Source organism: Glycomyces sp. NPDC048151 (assembly GCF_043202775.1).
Taxonomy (GTDB): Bacteria; Actinomycetota; Actinomycetes; order Mycobacteriales; family Micromonosporaceae; genus Glycomyces.
Window position 1 is genome coordinate 347,777 of the sequence record NZ_JBIDBB010000006.1, and the last position, 14,800, is coordinate 362,576.

The window sequence follows — 14,800 nt, forward strand, 5'->3', positions numbered from 1 at the left end:
GTGCCGACTTCCGATTCCCCCTCGCGGAGAAGTTCGGTGCAGCGTCACGCCTTTCCCCGGCGCGGCGCGGCGCCGCCGTCAGCCCCACACGTCGAACACCGGGGCGGGCTCGGTCGCGGGGCGAACCCCGAAGTAGCCCAAGGCGAACTCGTTGATCTCCTTGAACGCCTCGCCGGTCGTCGAACCGCCGCCGCCGCCGCCGGGGACGTAGACGCTCACGGCCACCACGTACTGCGGGTCCTCGGCCGGGGCGAAGCCCACGAACGAGGTGACGTTGCCCGGCGCGTACTCGCCGTCGACCACGAGGCTGCCCGTGCCGGTCTTCCCGGCCAGGTGGTAGTTCTCCAGCTGCGCGCTGCGGCCCGTACCGGTCTCGTCGACGATCGGGGCCTGCAGCAGGTACTGCAGGTCCTCGGCCGTCTCCTGCGAGATGACGCGGTGCGTCTCCGGCTCGGGCTGCTCCTTCGCCTCGCCGTCGGCGTCGATCAGGTGCTCGACCAGCGTGGGCTGCACGTAGACGCCGTCGTTGGCGATCGCGCCGTAGAGCGCGGCCATCTGCATGATCGTGGCCGTGCCCTCGTGGCCGATCGGCACCGAGCCGTACGACGTGCCCGACCAGTTCTGCGGCTCCTGGAGGATGCCCGAGGCCTCGCCCGCGATGCCCACGCCCGTGGGCTGGCCGAGCCCGAACGCCAGCTGGTACTCGTACAGCTTCTCCTTGCCGATGCAGTCGGCGAGCTGGATCGTGCCGACGTTGGAGGACTGGGCGATGATCCCGGCCAGGCTCAGGATCGCGTCGCCGTGCTGGTACCCGTCGGGGTAGACCTGGTCGCCCTTGGTGATCGTCTGCGCCACGGGCATCGTGCCGTCCGGCTCGATGCAGCCCTCCTCGAGCGCGGCGGCGAACACGATCGCCTTGTGGATCGAACCGGGGTCCACAGTGGCCTGTGTGCCGTAGTCGCGGTACGCCTCTTCGGAATCGACCTCGAACGGGTTGGCCGCGTCGTAGGTCGGGGTCGAGGCCATCGCGAGCATCTCGCCGGAGCCGACCTCCATGACCATCGCCGAGCCGAACTCGGCGTCGTGCTCCTTCACCGTGTCCTGCAGGATGTTCTGCACCTGGTACTGGAGCTTGTCGTCGAGGGTCAGCTGGATGTCGTTGCCCGGCACCGCCTCCTCCTCGCGGTAGAACGCGCCGGGGATGGCCAGGCCGGTCGACTGGCTGCGCTCGTAGGAGACCTCGCCGTCCTCGCCCGAGAGCCAGTCGTCGTAGGTCGCCTCGAGGCCGCCGAGGCCGGTGCCCTCCTCGCCGGTGAACCCGATGACGTTGGCGGCCAGGTCGTGTCCGGGCACGACGCGGCGCTCGTCGTCGCCGATGATGAGGCCCAGGTTCCCCATCTCCCGGATCTCGTCGCCGATGCCGAGGTCGACGCCGCGCTGCAGGTACGCGAAGCGGATCGGGTCGCCCTGCGGGGTCTCCTTGGTGGCGATGACCGGTTCGAGCTCGGAGGCCGGGCGGCCCAGGAGCGGCGCGAGGTTCGCGGCGAGCTCGGCCGGGTCGCCCTCGACCATGCCCGGGTCGACCGCGATGTAGTTCGCCTCCATCGAGTACGCGAGCCGGTTCCCGTTGCGGTCGAGGATCGCGCCGCGCTCGGCGGGCAGCGGCTCGGTCGTCAGGCGCTGGTTCAGCGCGTCGGCGGCGTACGCGGCCGAGTCGGTGACCTGCAGCTGGATGAGGCGCGCGCCCGAGACGAGCAGCAGGATCATGACGAACGCGGCCGCCATGCGCAGTCGCCGCCGCGGGTTGCCGATGCGCGGCAGGCTCGCCTGCGGCCGGACCTCGATCGGCCCGGTCGCGCGCACTGGGCCGCCGCGCGCGCCGGCGCGGCGCGGCGGGTTGATAGGGCCGGTGCGGCGGGTCTGGGTGGGCCGGACGGTCCCGGTGCGGCGCAGCGGTTCCGAGCGCGCGGGCTCGGGTTCGGCGCGGCGCGGCTCGGTGATCGCGCCGGTCTCGCGCTGGCGGCGCTCGCGGGAGCGGGCCGCGGCCTCGCGGCGCCTGCGCGCCGCGAGGTCGTCGGTCTCTTCGTGCTGCTGCGTGTTCCGGTTGCGCTCGCGGCGCGCGGCCTCGCGGTCGCGCGCCCCGTTCTCGCGGGCCCGGTTGTCCTCGCCCCCCGCCGCCTCGCGGACGGTGCGGCCGCGAGGCGTGTAACGGCGGGCTCGACTGATCGAGGAGGGGTCGCGCCGTTGACGGGGGTCGGATTCGGTCATCGACGTCCTTTACTCTTCGTCCCTCGGCACCTCGACGAGCTCGCCGCCCGGCAGGTACAGGAAGGTCACCTTCTCCGGCTGCACCATGCCGTACGTCTCGGCCATCGCCTGCAGGTTGCCCGGCGTGTCGAGCTGCGACAGCTCGTCCTCCAGCGCCTGCTCGGTCTGGTCGAGCTCGCCCGCCTGGGTGCGCAGCTCCTGCAGCCGGTAGGCGTCCTCGTTGATGACCGTGTTCAGCACGAGCAGGCCGAAGATGCCCGCGACGACGAGCGCGAGCACGCCGCCGACGAACGCCGGGCGCGGCACCTCGACCGGCTCCGGCGCGGGCTTGGCCTGCGGCTTCGTCTCGGTCCGGGTGCGCGGGAGCACCACGGTCTCGCGCTGCGGCGCGGCCGGGGTCTCGTGCGGAGCGGTCTCGTGCGGCGCCTCGACCGGGGCGGCGGCGGGCTGGACGGCGAGGCTGCCCTCGAACACAGGCGCGGACTCATCGGCGTCGCCGACGAGGCCGCGGCGCCGCGAGGACGCGGCGCGGGCCCGCCGACGGGCGGCCTTGATGATCTCGTCGGGGTCGGCTTGCGCGCGACGGTACTGGTCGCTCATGATGCGCCTCCTGCTCCTGTGGACGGTGCGATGCGCTCCGCCGCGCGGAGCCGGGCGGGCGCCGCGCGCGGATTGCGGTCGAGTTCGGTCTGCGTCGGTTGCTGGGCCTTCTTCGTGAGGAGTCGAAAGGTGGGTTCGGTTCCGGGGAGGTCGACGGGCAGGCCCGCCGGGCTGGTGGAGGTGGCGCGCTTGGCCAGCTCCTGCTTGGTGATGCGGTCTTCGAGCGAGTGGTAGGAGAGCACGACGACCCGGCCGCCGGGGGCCATGACGTCGAGCGCGGCGGGCAGCGCGCGCTCCCAGGTGTCGAGCTCGCCGTTGACCTCGATGCGCAGGGCCTGGAAGGTCCGCTTCGCCGGGTTGCCGCCGGTGCGCTTGCCCGCCTGCGGGATCGCGTCCTTGACGAGCTCGGCGAGCGCGCTGCTGGAGGTGATCGGCGCCTTCGCGCGAGCCTTGACGATCGCGGAGACGATCCGGGTCGCGAACTTCTCCTCGCCGTACTCGCGCAGGAGCCGGACGAGGTCGCCCGGCTCGTAGGTGTTCACCACGATCTCGGCGGTGAGCGGGTCGTCCGGGTTCATGCGCATGTCCAGGCGCGCGTCCTGGCTGTACGCGAAGCCGCGGTCGGCCTGGTCGAGCTGCATCGAGGAGACACCGAGGTCGAACAGGACCGCGTCGAGCCTGTCGAAGCCGTTGGCCTCCAGCACTGCCGGGATCTCGTCGTAGACGGCGCGGGCCGGGATGAACCGGTCGCCGAAGTCGGCGAGGCGCTTGGAGGCGAGCTCGAGCGCGGTCGGGTCGCGGTCGACGCCGATGACGGTGAGGCCGGGGTGGGCGGAGAGCATGGCCTCGGCGTGGCCGCCCGCGCCGAGGGTGGCGTCGACGTACAGCGCTCCGGGCCGCGAGGCGGCGGGCGCGAGGTAGTCGAGCACTTCGTCGAGCATGACGGGGATGTGCGGGGCGTTCGCGGCGTTCATTCCGCTCACCTCCTTCTCTACAGTCCTTCGGGCAGGTCGCCCTCTTCGATGTCGGCGAAGGCCTCTTCCGAGGCCTCCAGGTAGTCGTCCCAGGTCTGGGTGTTCCAGATCTCCACGCGGTTGGAGGCGCCGATGACCGCGAGGTCGCGGTCGAGGCCGGCGTACTCGCGCAGCCGCGGGGGGATGGTGACGCGGCCCTGCTTGTCGGGGACCTCGTCGTGGGCGGAGGCGAAGAACACCCGGCTGTAGGCGCGGGCGGTCTTGCTGGACATGGGGGCCTGCTGGAGCGCCTCGGCGATGCGCGTGAACTCCGCTTCGGGGAACACGTACAGGCAGCGTTCTTGGCCCTTGGTGATCACGACTCCCTCCGCCAGTCCTTCCCTGAATTTGGCGGGGAGGATGACGCGGCCCTTGTCGTCCAGGCGCGGGTTGTGGGTGCCGAGGAACATCGGCGCCACCCCCCGTGACTCTCAGGCTGCGCGGCCTCTCCGACCGCGTTGACAGGGCGATGGCCCCACCATTGCGCCCCACCTTACTCCACTCTCCCCCACCCTTGGGGGTTGTTTCGGCGCGGCATTCGTGGTGGGCGTGGCGAAAAGGCTGGTCAGGGTTGGTGGAGGACAGTGGAGTGACGAGTGCGCAACATGCGCTTTCGAAGGCGAACTTCACTCGCCGTTCACTCCGCCGGGTGGGAACGGCCCCAACGGAACCCGCTTTCGCGCGAGCGGGCGCGCACGGAGCGCGACGAGCACCGGCACGTTCCGCGCCCGTGCGGTCACTGTGGAGTGAGCGGTGGAGTGAAGTGGGGGCGTCCGCGCTGCCCGGCACCGGCGGCGCATCGGCGTTCGTCGCTGCCCGGGATCGCCGGGTCGGACCCACCTCACGCACCGCGGCCACGCATCACGCGTTCCGGTGCGCGTGTGACAAACTCTTCTGCATAGTCACCGGTTCCGATCAAGCCGAAAGCGAGCCCGCATGAGCGCGAATCTGACCCCCCGCGCGAAATTCGCCACCACGCTCCTCAGGACGGCGGCGGCGCTCTCGCGGGCGACGGGCCGCGGCGACGGCTCGGTGATCGGCGGGCGCGTCGGGTTGATCGTCGAACCGCGCCTCCTCGAACTGCTGGCCGAAGGCCGCCACGTCGTCCTCATCTCGGGCACCAACGGCAAGACCACCACGACCCGCTTCACGACCGCCGCGATCGAGGCGATCGGGAAGGTCGCGACCAACTCGTTCGGCGCGAACATGCCCACCGGGCACACCACGGCGCTCGCGAAGGCCCCGAAGGCCGAGTACGCGGCCCTCGAATGCGACGAGCACTACCTCGGGCAGCTGCTGGACGCGGCCAGCCCCAAGGTCGTGGCCCTGCTCAACCTCTCCCGCGACCAGCTCGACCGGGCCATGGAGGTCACCGCGCTCGCCGCGAAGTGGCGCCAGACCCTGCAGACCTCGGCCGGGTCCTCCACGATCGTGGCGAACGCCGACGACCCCCTCATCGTGTGGGCGGCCTCGGTCTGCCAGCGCGTCGTGTGGGTCGCGGCGGGCCAGTCGTGGACGGCCGACTCGGCGATCTGCCCGAACTGCGGCTCGCACCTGGACCGGTTCGGCGAGTTCTGGCGCTGCACGAACTGCGGGCTGAACCGGCCGAGCCCGCAGTGGTCGGTGGCGCAGGAGGGCGAGGCGGTGGTGGGCCCGGACGGGCGCCGCTACGAGCTGAACCTGCAGCTGCCGGGCCGGGTGAACCGCGCGAACGCGGCGACGGCGCTGGCGATCGCGAGCCTGTTCGGGGTGGACCCGGGCCAGGCCGCGCCGCGGCTGTCGGAGGTCGCCTCGGTGGCAGGGCGGTACGCGAAGGTCGAGCGGGAGGGCCGCCATCTGCGGCTGCTGCTGGCGAAGAACCCGGCGGGGTGGCTGGAGTCGTTCGACATGATCGAGCCGAACCCGCCCGTGGTCTTGTCGCTGAACGCGCGCGAGGTGGACGGGTTCGACACGTCGTGGATCTACGACGTGGACTTCACGTCGCTGGCGGGCCGGAAGGTCGTGGTGACGGGCGACCGGCGCACGGACCTGGCGGTGCGCCTGGAGGTCGACGGGGTCGACTTCATCGTGGTGGACGACATCAGGGCGGCGATCGCGGCGGTGCCGCCGGGTCCGGTGGAGGTCGTCGCGAACTACACGGCGTTCCAGGACATCCGCGCCGAATTCAACCGGGTCAACTAGCGAGAGAGAGCGTCCCACCGTGGCTATGAGCACTTTGCGCATCGTCTGGCTCTACCCCGACCTGCTGTCGACCTACGGCGACCGGGGGAACCTGCTGGTGCTGGCGCACCGGGCGCGCGCCCGGGGCATCGACGTGGAGCCGATGCAGGTCCGCAGCGACCAGCGGGTGCCGCACACCGCCGACATGTATTTGATCGGCGGCGGGGAGGACGGCCCGCAGGCGGTGGCCGCGGACCGGCTGCTGCAGGACGGCGCGCTGAACCGGGCGGCCGAGGCGGGGAAGCCGATCCTGGCGATCTGCGCCGGGTACCAGCTGCTGGGTTCGTCGTTCTACGCGAACGGCCGGGCCTACGAGGGGTTGAACATCCTGGACCTGCGGTCGGACCGGGGTCCGTCGCGGGCGGTGGGCGAGATCGCGGGCGACGCGGCGCCGCAGCTGGGGATCGGGCAGATCACGGGCTTCGAGAACCACGGCGGGCGCACGCACCTGGGCGAGGCGGTGCAGCCGCTGGCGCGGGTGACGGCCGGGATCGGCAACGACGGCGCGACCGAGGGCGCGTGGGCGGGGCACGTGATCGGGACGTACATGCACGGTCCGGGCCTGGCGCGGAACCCGAAGCTGGCGGACCTGCTCCTGGCGTGGGCGATCGGGGTGGACCCGGCGCAGCTGCCGCCGGTGGACGACACGTGGCCGGAGCGGCTGCGCGCGGAGCGGTTCCAGGCGCTGTCGACCGCGCAGTAGGTCGCGTCGCGCGCTCGCATTAGGCTGGCGAAACCACCCAGATGCGGTTAGTTTAGTGTGACAACTAACTGCCCCCGGGCGCGGTCCCCCAAGCCGCGCCTCAGCGATGCGCGCGAGGAGTACCCCCATGGACTGGCCCAAAGGCGTCGACGGTCTGAGCTACGGCGGCGACTACAACCCCGAGCAGTGGCCCGAGGACGTCTGGGACGACGACGTCATGCTCATGCGCGAGGCGGGGGTCAACCTCGTCACCGTGGGCGTGTTCTCCTGGGCGAGGCTCGAACCGCGCCCGGGCGAGTACGACTTCGGCTGGCTCGACACCGTCCTCGGCAAGCTCCACGCCGGGGGGATCAAGGTCGTCCTGGCGACGCCGACCGCATCGCCGCCGCCGTGGTTCACCATCGCGCACCCGGACGCGCTCAACCAGCGCCCCGACGGGGTGCGGCAGGTGCACGGCTCGCGCGACACGTACGACGTCTGCGCGCCCGCCTACCGGGAGGCGTCCCGGCAGATCGCGGCGAAGCTCGCCGAGCGGTACGCCGACCACCCGGCGCTGGCGATGTGGCACGTGCACAACGAGTACGGCTCGGCGACCTACTCCGAGCACGCCGAGCGGGCGTTCCGGTCGTGGCTCAAGGCGAAGTACGAGACGGTCGACGCGCTCAACGCCGCGTGGTGGGGCTCGTTCTGGAGCCAGCACTACAGCGAGTGGGACCAGGTCCTCGCGCCGCGGGCGACGCAATACCTCGCGAATCCGGCGCACGAGCTGGACTTCAAGCGGTTCACCTCCGACGCGATGCTCGAGCACTACCGGGAGCAGCGTGAGATCCTGCGCGCGGCGAACCCGGAGGTGCCGATCACGACGAACTTCGTGTTCGGGCAGTGGGTGCCGGTCGACCACTGGAAGTGGTCCTCCGAAGTGGACCTCGTCGCGTTCGACTCGTACCCGTCGGCGCCGGACGAGCGCGCCGAGCAGCAGAGCGCCTTCCACGCCGACCTGTGCCGCTCGTGGGCGGGCGGCGGCGACTGGCTCCTCATGGAGCAGGCCGCCGGGACCCTGCACTCCAAGGACGGCCGGATCGCGAAATCCCCCGGCCGCATGGCCCGGCACTCGATGATCCACATCAGCCGCGGCTCCAAGGGCGCCATGTTCTTCCAGTGGCGGGCCGGGCGCGGCGGCGCCGAGCAGTGGCACTCCGCGCTGCTCCCCCACGCGGGCAAGAACACCCGCATCTTCCGCGAGGTCGCCGAGTTCGGCAACACGCTCCCGGGCATCGCCCACACCGTCGAGGCGCCCGTCGAGGCCGAGGTCGCGATCCTGTGGAGCACCGACTCGTGGTGGGCCACCGGCGGCGGCGCGCACCTGCCCGCGCCCCTGGACTACCTCGAGAACGTCGCCCAGATCCACCGGGTCCTGCGCGACCGCGGCGTCGTCGCCGACTTCGTCGCCCCCGAGGGCGACCTCTCCAAGTACACGACGGTGATCGCCCCGAGCACCTACGTGCTCAGCCGGGCCGGGTCCGAGAACCTGCGCTGGTTCACCGCCGGAGGCGGCCGCCTCGTCGCGTCCTACCTCACCGGCGCGGTCGACGAGCACTGCCAGGCGTGGCTCGACGGGTACCTCGGCGGCATGACCGACCTGTTCGGCATCCGCGTCACCGAGCACCTCCCCCAGCCCGCGGGCGAGCTGCGGGCGCTGTGGAACTTCGGTGCGGCCGAGCGGTTCTGCGAACTCGTGGAACTGCGCGGCGCCCAGTGCGTCACCCAGTACGCCACGGGCGAGGTCATCGAGAACCAGCCGGCCGTCACCGTCAACCCGTTCGGCGAGGGCGAGGCCTGGTACGTCTCGTGCAAGCTCGTCGACGACGCGTGGGACCGCCTGTTCGAGGAGCTCAAGCTCAGCGGCCCCGGCCGTCCCGGGCTCGACGTCGTCGACCGCGGCCAGTGGCGGTTCATCGTCAACCACACCGACCGGGAAGAGCAGGTCGGGCACGTGATCGTCCCGGCCGGTTCGTGGGCCGTCGACCGCAAGCCCGAATAAGGAGTTTCGGCCCGCCTCCGCGGAGGCGGGCCCTACGCTCAGCGACATGAGCGACGAGACGGCCTGGACCGGGCAGCGGCTGCCACGGGGCGAACTGTTCACCCTCTTCGGCGCCCTCATGCTGACGGTCTTCCTCGCCGCGCTCGACCAGACCATCGTCGGCACCGCCCTGCCCACGATCGTCGGCGACCTCGACGGCATGGACGAGTACACGTGGGTCGTCACCGCCTACCTCATCGCCACCGCCGCCTCGACCCCGCTGTACGGCAAGCTCTCCGACCTCTACGGGCGGCGGCCGGTCATCCTCCTGGCGATCGCGATCTTCCTGATCGCCTCGGCGCTCGCGGGCCTCTCGCAGACCATGCTGCAGCTCATCCTCTTCCGCGGCCTCCAGGGCCTGGGCGCGGGCGGCCTCATGACCCTCGCGTTCACCATCGTCTCCGACGTCCTCCCGCCCCGTGAGCGCGGCAAGTACCAGGGCCTGTTCGGCGCGGTCTTCGCCCTGTCATCGGTGGCCGGGCCCGTCCTCGGCGGCTGGCTCGCCGAAGTGGACTGGCGCTGGATCTTCTACATCAACCTGCCCACCGGGCTCGTCGCGCTCGTCGCCGTGAACACGGTCCTGCGCAGGCACCCGATCCCGACCCGGCAGCACCGGATCGACTACCTCGGCGCGGGGCTCCTCGTCCCAGCCGTCGTCTGCCTGCTGCTGGCGATCACGTGGGGCGGCCAGGACTACGCGTGGTCCTCCCCCGTCATCATCGGGCTGCTCGCCGCGGCGGCGGTGCTCTCGGTCCTGTTCGTGTGGGCCGAGACGCGCGCCGAGGAGCCGATCCTGCCGCTGCGCATGTTCAAGCAGGGCACGTTCAGCCTCGCCACCGTGACCGCGCTCGTCTTCGGCATCGCCATGTTCGCCGGGATCGTCTACATCCCGCTGTTCTTCCAGATGGTGCGCGGCTACACGCCCACCCAGTCCGGCCTGCTCATGCTCCCGATGATGGGCGGCATCGTCATCACCTCGATCCTCTCGGGGTTCCTCATCTCCAAGGCCGGGCGCTACAAGTGGTTCCTCGTGACCGGCTCCGTCGTCACCACGTTCGGGCTCACGCTCTTCACGCAGCTGCACCTCGACACGCCGCTGTGGCAGAGCTCGGTGTACATGGCGGTCCTCGGCCTCGGCATGGGCCTGTTCATGCAGCCGCTCGTGCTCGCCATGCAGAACATCGTGACCATGGCCGACCTCGGCGTCGCCACCAGCACCAACACGTTCGCGCGGACCCTGGGCGGCGCGATCGGCACCAGCGTCCTCGGCGCGGTCATGAACTCCACACTGGACTCCGAGCTCGAGGCGAACCTGCCGGGCGCGCTCAGCCAACTGTCGCCGCAGGAGGCCGCGGGCTTCAGCACCGACGACCTCTCGGCGATCACCGAGTCCCCCACCGCGATCGCGGCCCTGCCCGACCCGATCCGGTCGGTCGTCCAGCTCGCCTTCACCGACGGCCTCGACGACGTCTTCCTCGTCGCCGCGTGCATCACCGCCGCCTCGATCGTCCTCACGCTCCTCCTGCCGAACCTGGTCCTGCGCGGCGGCGGCGAGCAGCGCCGCGACGACCCCGACACCGCCGCCCACGAGATCCGCGCCGACACCCTGCCGTAGCACGTCCATTCAGGAGGAGGAGACATGGAAGTACTCATCGTCGGCGCGGGCGGCATGGCCCGCGGCATCGGCCTGCGGCTCGTCCGCGGCGGCCACCAGGTGCGCATCGCCAACCGCGAACCCGACAAGGCCGCCGACCTCGCCGCCGAACTGGGCGGCAGCGCCGTCGGCGAGCCGCTCGACAGCGCCGCCGGGGCCGAGGTGATCGTGCTGGCCCTCCCCTACGAGGGCAGCAGGGAGGTCGCCCGGCTGTGGGCCGAGCAGCTCTCCGGGAAGATCCTCGTCGACATCAGCAACCCCGTCGACTACGAGACCTTCGACGGCCTCGTCACCCCGCCCGGCAGGTCCGGCGCGGACGAGATCGCCGCCGCCGCGCCCGGAGCGCGAGTGGTCAAGGCCTTCAACACCACCTTCGCGGGCCGCCTCGCCAACACCGGCAGACTCGACGTGTTCATCGCCGGAGACGACATCGAGGCCCGCAAGCTCGTCGCGGGCCTCTGCGAGGACGCGGACCTGCGTCCCATCGACGTCGGCGGCCTCAAGCACGCGCTCGCGCTCGAGACCTTCCAGTTGCTGCACATGAAGGTCCAAGGCGAGATCGACGGCAACTGGTCCACTGCCCTGACCATCGCCCCCTAAGGGACGCAGCATGAGAGGGCACCGCCGCGGCGGTGCCCTCCTACGTTCCTCAGACCCGCTCGCGCGCGCCGCTCCCGTCCGAGCGCCGGATCGCGTCCTGCGTGCGCAGCACCGCGATTGCGGTGTCGAAGTTCGGCGCGGCGGGCGCGCCCGTGCGGATCGCGCCCGCGAACGCCCGGTACACCTCGCCCGCGTTGGCCGACGGCGACGGGTTGGCGGAACCGCCGGTCCAGAACCGCCCCGGCACCGGGACGGCCTCGGTCCCCTGCGCGGTCGACTTCGTCAGCCGGTAGCGGGGCGCGACCAGCGAGTCGTCCTCCGACACCAGGACCAGCCGGCCCGCGCGGCCCTGCACCTCGATCCGGTAGCCGTCGCCAGCCGGACCGCCCGTCGTGATGTGGACCGACGCGGGCGCACCCGACTCCAGCGTGCCGTGCGCCAGGATCTGGTCGGGCGACGTGACCGCCAGCGCCGCACCGGTCTCGATGATCCGCACCTCGGGGATGCGGGTGGAGAGGCGGCCCGAGAGCTCGGTGAAGCGGCCGACCGCGTGCGTGAACTGATCCATCGCGTGGCCGCCGACGACGGCGAGGTGGTTGACGCCCTTGGTCTCGTCGAACAGGTCCGCATACCGTTCGGACCAGGCCTCGGCGGAGGCGATCGAGTACGTGAGCGAGGCCGAGAGCACGTCGCCGACCTCGCCTTCCTCGATGAGTTCGCGCAGGTGGCGGATCGCGGGGTGGTTGCGGGTCTGGAGGCCGACGGCGTGCTGGACGCCCTTCGCGGCGGCCAGGTCGCGGTAGCGCTCGGCGGTGGCGGCGTCCTTCGCGAGGGGCCATTCGACGTAGACGTGCTTGCCCGCGTTGAGGGCCGCTTCGACCAGGTCGCCGCGCTTGGGGAGCTGCACGGCGATGAGGACCGCGTCGACGGCCGGGTCGGCCAGCAGCTCGTGGGCGTCCCCGTAGGACCGCTTCGCGCCCCACGCTTCGGCGGCCTCGGCGGCTTGGGCCGCGTCGGTGGAGGCCACGGCGACGATGTCGAAATCGGTCGATTCCCGCAGTGCCGCGAGGTGGACCGCCCGGGCCCAGCCGCGCTGCGCGTGTGCCCCGATGACGCCGAGTCCGATGCTGCCGGTCATGTCGATTGCTCCGTTCGCTAAGTGCTTCAGTGAGAACCCTACTGACCATCGCTGAGCGCATCAATGCTCGAAGACCGCGAGAAGATGTCTCATCGTCTCGGTATGACGGACGATAGGATATCCGGATGGACATCCTCAGCGACACGATCGCGGCGACCCGCGTCGGACGCCCCGGGTTCGGACTGACCATCAGGGACGCGCCGTGGGGCCGCTCGTATCCGCGCGTGCCCGGGGCCGGGTTCCACATGGTCGTGCAGGGGTCGTGCTGGCTCATCCCGCAGCGGTCCGAGCCCGTCCCCCTCTCGGTCGGCGATGTCGTGCTGCTCTACGGCAACCAGGGCCACGGCCTCGCCGACAGCCCCGGCACGCCGCTGAACGAGATCGCCGGACCCGGCGAACCGGAGCTCGTCGAGGGTCCCGGACCGCGCACGACGCTGTTGTGCGGGGTGTACGAGTTCGAGCGGGACTGGTCGCATCCGATGCTCGACGCGCTCCCGGAGGTCGTCCACGTCCCGGCCCGCCTCGGCCGCCACCCGCGACTGCGCGCCACTGTGGATCTCTTGACCGCCGAGCTCGAGGAGCGGGGACCTGGCACCGACGCTGCCGCGCCGGCGCTGCTGGACGTGCTGCTCGTCCACATCCTGCGGGCCTGGCTCGCCGAGCAGGAGGACGACACCGGTTGGGCCGCAGCGCTTCGCGACACCGGCCTGGCCGCGACGCTCGGCGCGGTCCACGACGCGCCCGGCAGGCCGTGGACGGTGGCGTCGCTGGCGGCCCACGCGGGCATGTCGCGCGCGGCCTTCGCCCGCCGCTTCACCGCGGGCGTCGGCGAACCGCCGCTCGCGTACGTGACCCGGTGGCGGATGATCACCGCGGCCCGCCGCCTCCGCGAAGGCGATGCGCCGCTCGCGGCGATCGCGAAGGAGGTCGGCTACAGCTCCGAGTACGCCTTCGCCAAGGCGTTCAAGAAGGCGCACGGCACCGCGCCCGGCCGCTACCGCCGCGGCGGTCCCGACGCGGGGCAGTAGCCGGGCCCGGTCACAGGCCGCAGTCGTCCTCGCCCTGCACCATGTAGGTGAGGACGATGCGGGTGCCGAAGTCGGCTTCGGCGTTCCCGGCTGGTTCCTGGTTGAGCACTTCGCAGTGGCTGGTGTCGTAGTAGTCGGTGATCTCGCCCGCGACGTTGTCGAACCCCGCGGCGGCGAGCTCCGCTTTCGCGTCCTGAGTGGACATGCCGAGGACGTTCGGCATGGTGCCCGAGGTCGCGGGCTCCTCGGCCGGGGGCGTGGTCTCGGCTGAGTCCTGGGTCTGGTCGTCGTCCTGCGCGGCGCCGTCGTCCTCGGCTGCGTCGCCGCCATCGTCGGATCCGGCGGGCTCCGCTGCGGCCGTGGTCGTCTCGTCGGCGGACGTCGCGGACGAGCCCTCAGCCGAAGGCGAGTTCGAGGCCGCACCGGTCGGGACCGGCTCGGTGGTCGCGTCGCCGTCGGCCTGGGAATCCCAGCCGTCCGTCAGCGGGGACCAGGCGAACAGTCCGGTGAGGAGCAGCAGCGCCGCCACGATCACGGTGACCATGCCGACACGCCAGGACCACATGCCTTGGCGGGCAGGCGCTTCGCGCTCGACCAGCGGCTGGACGGCGGGCCGCAGGACCGCGGTGGTGTCGGGAGCAGCGGTCTCGCGGCAGGCCTGTGCGAAGGCCTCCGCCGAAGGCCACCGGTCCGCCGGGGCCTTCGCCAGCGCCCGGAGGACGACCTGGGCGACGGCGGGCGGGACGCCGTCGCCGGGCGGCGCGGGTTCGGCCGTCATGTGGGCGGCGATCATCGACTTGGCGTCCGGGAACTCGAAGACCGGGCGCCCGGTCAGGCATTCGTAGGCGACGGTGCCGAGCGAGTAGATGTCGGAGGCCGGGACGACCGCTTCGAAGCCGACCTGCTCGGGCGAGGCGTTGCGCAGGGTGCCGAGTGAGACGCCGCTTTCGGTGAGGGTGGTCGCGCCGTCGACGCGGGCGATGCCGAAGTCGACGAGTTTGACGGTGCCGTCCAAGGCGATGACGATGTTGGCGGGCTTGATGTCCCGGTGGACGATGCCCGCGCGGTGGGCGACCGCGAGCGCGTCGGCGACGTCCGCGACCACGGCCATGGTCCGCTCGGCCGGGAGCCGTTGCTCGGTCCTGAGCAGGGAGGACAGCGACTCGCCGTCGACGAGTTCCATCACCATGTAGGCGGCGGTCTCGCCCCGGTACTCGGCCTCGCCCTGGTCGTGGACGGCGACGATGCCGGGGCTCTTGAGCTTCGCGAGCGCCTGGGCCTCGCGCAGGAACCGGGCCCGGGCGAGGCCGGGCTCCTCGTGGCCGCGCTGGTAGAGCAGTTTGACGGCGACGTCGCGGTCGAGGCGTTCGTCATGGGCGCGCCAGACCTCGCCCATGCCGCCGGCGCCGAGGCTCGACTGCAGGAGGTAGCGGTCTGCGAGAAGGGGGTTGTCCACGCTGCGGCTTTCGAGTCGGCGTCTGAGGGGCGCTTCAGCT

At 71.7% G+C, this 14,800-nt stretch carries 12 protein-coding genes; 6 read left to right on the top strand and 6 right to left on the bottom strand.

The features are described 5' to 3' along the window. Positions 1-78: 78 nt before the first annotated feature. From ACGGCP_RS16755 to mraZ, 4 genes are read right to left on the bottom strand one after another with little or no spacing between them, the layout of a single operon-like run. Positions 79-2,268 (bottom strand): peptidoglycan D,D-transpeptidase FtsI family protein, encoded by a 2,190-nt coding sequence (locus tag ACGGCP_RS16755; RefSeq protein ID WP_392966990.1) that lies wholly within the window; start codon positions 2,266-2,268, stop codon positions 79-81. Between the two features lie 9 nt (positions 2,269-2,277). Next, positions 2,278-2,868 (bottom strand): hypothetical protein, encoded by a 591-nt coding sequence (locus ACGGCP_RS16760; protein WP_392966992.1) that lies wholly within the window; start codon positions 2,866-2,868, stop codon positions 2,278-2,280. Beyond that, on the bottom strand, positions 2,865-3,842 hold the full coding sequence (gene rsmH, locus ACGGCP_RS16765; RefSeq protein ID WP_392966994.1) for a 16S rRNA (cytosine(1402)-N(4))-methyltransferase RsmH: 978 nt from the start codon (positions 3,840-3,842) through the stop codon (positions 2,865-2,867). The genes ACGGCP_RS16760 and rsmH overlap by 4 nt, the downstream gene beginning before the upstream one ends. A 17-nt stretch (positions 3,843-3,859) precedes the next feature. Then, positions 3,860-4,291: a division/cell wall cluster transcriptional repressor MraZ gene (gene mraZ, locus ACGGCP_RS16770; protein ID WP_270123649.1), complete on the bottom strand. Its 432-nt coding sequence runs from the start codon at positions 4,289-4,291 to the stop codon at positions 3,860-3,862. Positions 4,292-4,817: 526 nt separating this feature from the next. Here mraZ and ACGGCP_RS16775 point away from each other — a divergent pair. From ACGGCP_RS16775 to ACGGCP_RS16795, 5 genes are all read left to right on the top strand, one after another. Beyond that, positions 4,818-6,062, top strand: a complete 1,245-nt coding sequence (locus tag ACGGCP_RS16775) for a MurT ligase domain-containing protein (RefSeq protein ID WP_392966996.1) — start codon at positions 4,818-4,820, stop codon at positions 6,060-6,062. A gap of 19 nt (positions 6,063-6,081) precedes the next feature. Beyond that, positions 6,082-6,804, top strand: coding sequence for a type 1 glutamine amidotransferase (locus tag ACGGCP_RS16780; protein WP_392966998.1), 723 nt, complete (start codon positions 6,082-6,084; stop codon positions 6,802-6,804). A 127-nt stretch (positions 6,805-6,931) separates the two neighbouring features. After that, on the top strand, positions 6,932-8,845 hold the full coding sequence (locus ACGGCP_RS16785) for a beta-galactosidase (protein ID WP_392967000.1): 1,914 nt from the start codon (positions 6,932-6,934) through the stop codon (positions 8,843-8,845). A 46-nt stretch (positions 8,846-8,891) separates the two neighbouring features. After that, a complete protein-coding gene (locus ACGGCP_RS16790; RefSeq protein WP_392967002.1) occupies positions 8,892-10,499 on the top strand; it encodes an MDR family MFS transporter in 1,608 nt (535 codons plus the stop codon). A 24-nt stretch (positions 10,500-10,523) separates the two neighbouring features. Next, the gene (locus ACGGCP_RS16795) at positions 10,524-11,138 is read left to right on the top strand and encodes an NADPH-dependent F420 reductase (RefSeq protein ID WP_392967004.1); all 615 of its coding nucleotides are present in this window, start codon (positions 10,524-10,526) and stop codon (positions 11,136-11,138) included. Positions 11,139-11,187: 49 nt separating this feature from the next. Here ACGGCP_RS16795 and ACGGCP_RS16800 read toward each other — a convergent pair whose 3' ends face one another. Beyond that, on the bottom strand, positions 11,188-12,276 hold the full coding sequence (locus ACGGCP_RS16800; RefSeq protein WP_392967006.1) for a Gfo/Idh/MocA family protein: 1,089 nt from the start codon (positions 12,274-12,276) through the stop codon (positions 11,188-11,190). 125 nt (positions 12,277-12,401) lie between these two features. On the opposite strand from ACGGCP_RS16800, the gene ACGGCP_RS16805 reads away from it, so the two are divergent. Continuing rightward, positions 12,402-13,304 (top strand): AraC family transcriptional regulator, encoded by a 903-nt coding sequence (locus tag ACGGCP_RS16805; RefSeq protein WP_392967008.1) that lies wholly within the window; start codon positions 12,402-12,404, stop codon positions 13,302-13,304. Between the two features lie 10 nt (positions 13,305-13,314). On the opposite strand, the gene ACGGCP_RS16810 is transcribed toward ACGGCP_RS16805, so the two are convergent. Next, the gene (locus ACGGCP_RS16810) at positions 13,315-14,760 is read right to left on the bottom strand and encodes a protein kinase (protein ID WP_392967010.1); all 1,446 of its coding nucleotides are present in this window, start codon (positions 14,758-14,760) and stop codon (positions 13,315-13,317) included. Positions 14,761-14,800 lie beyond the last annotated feature (40 nt).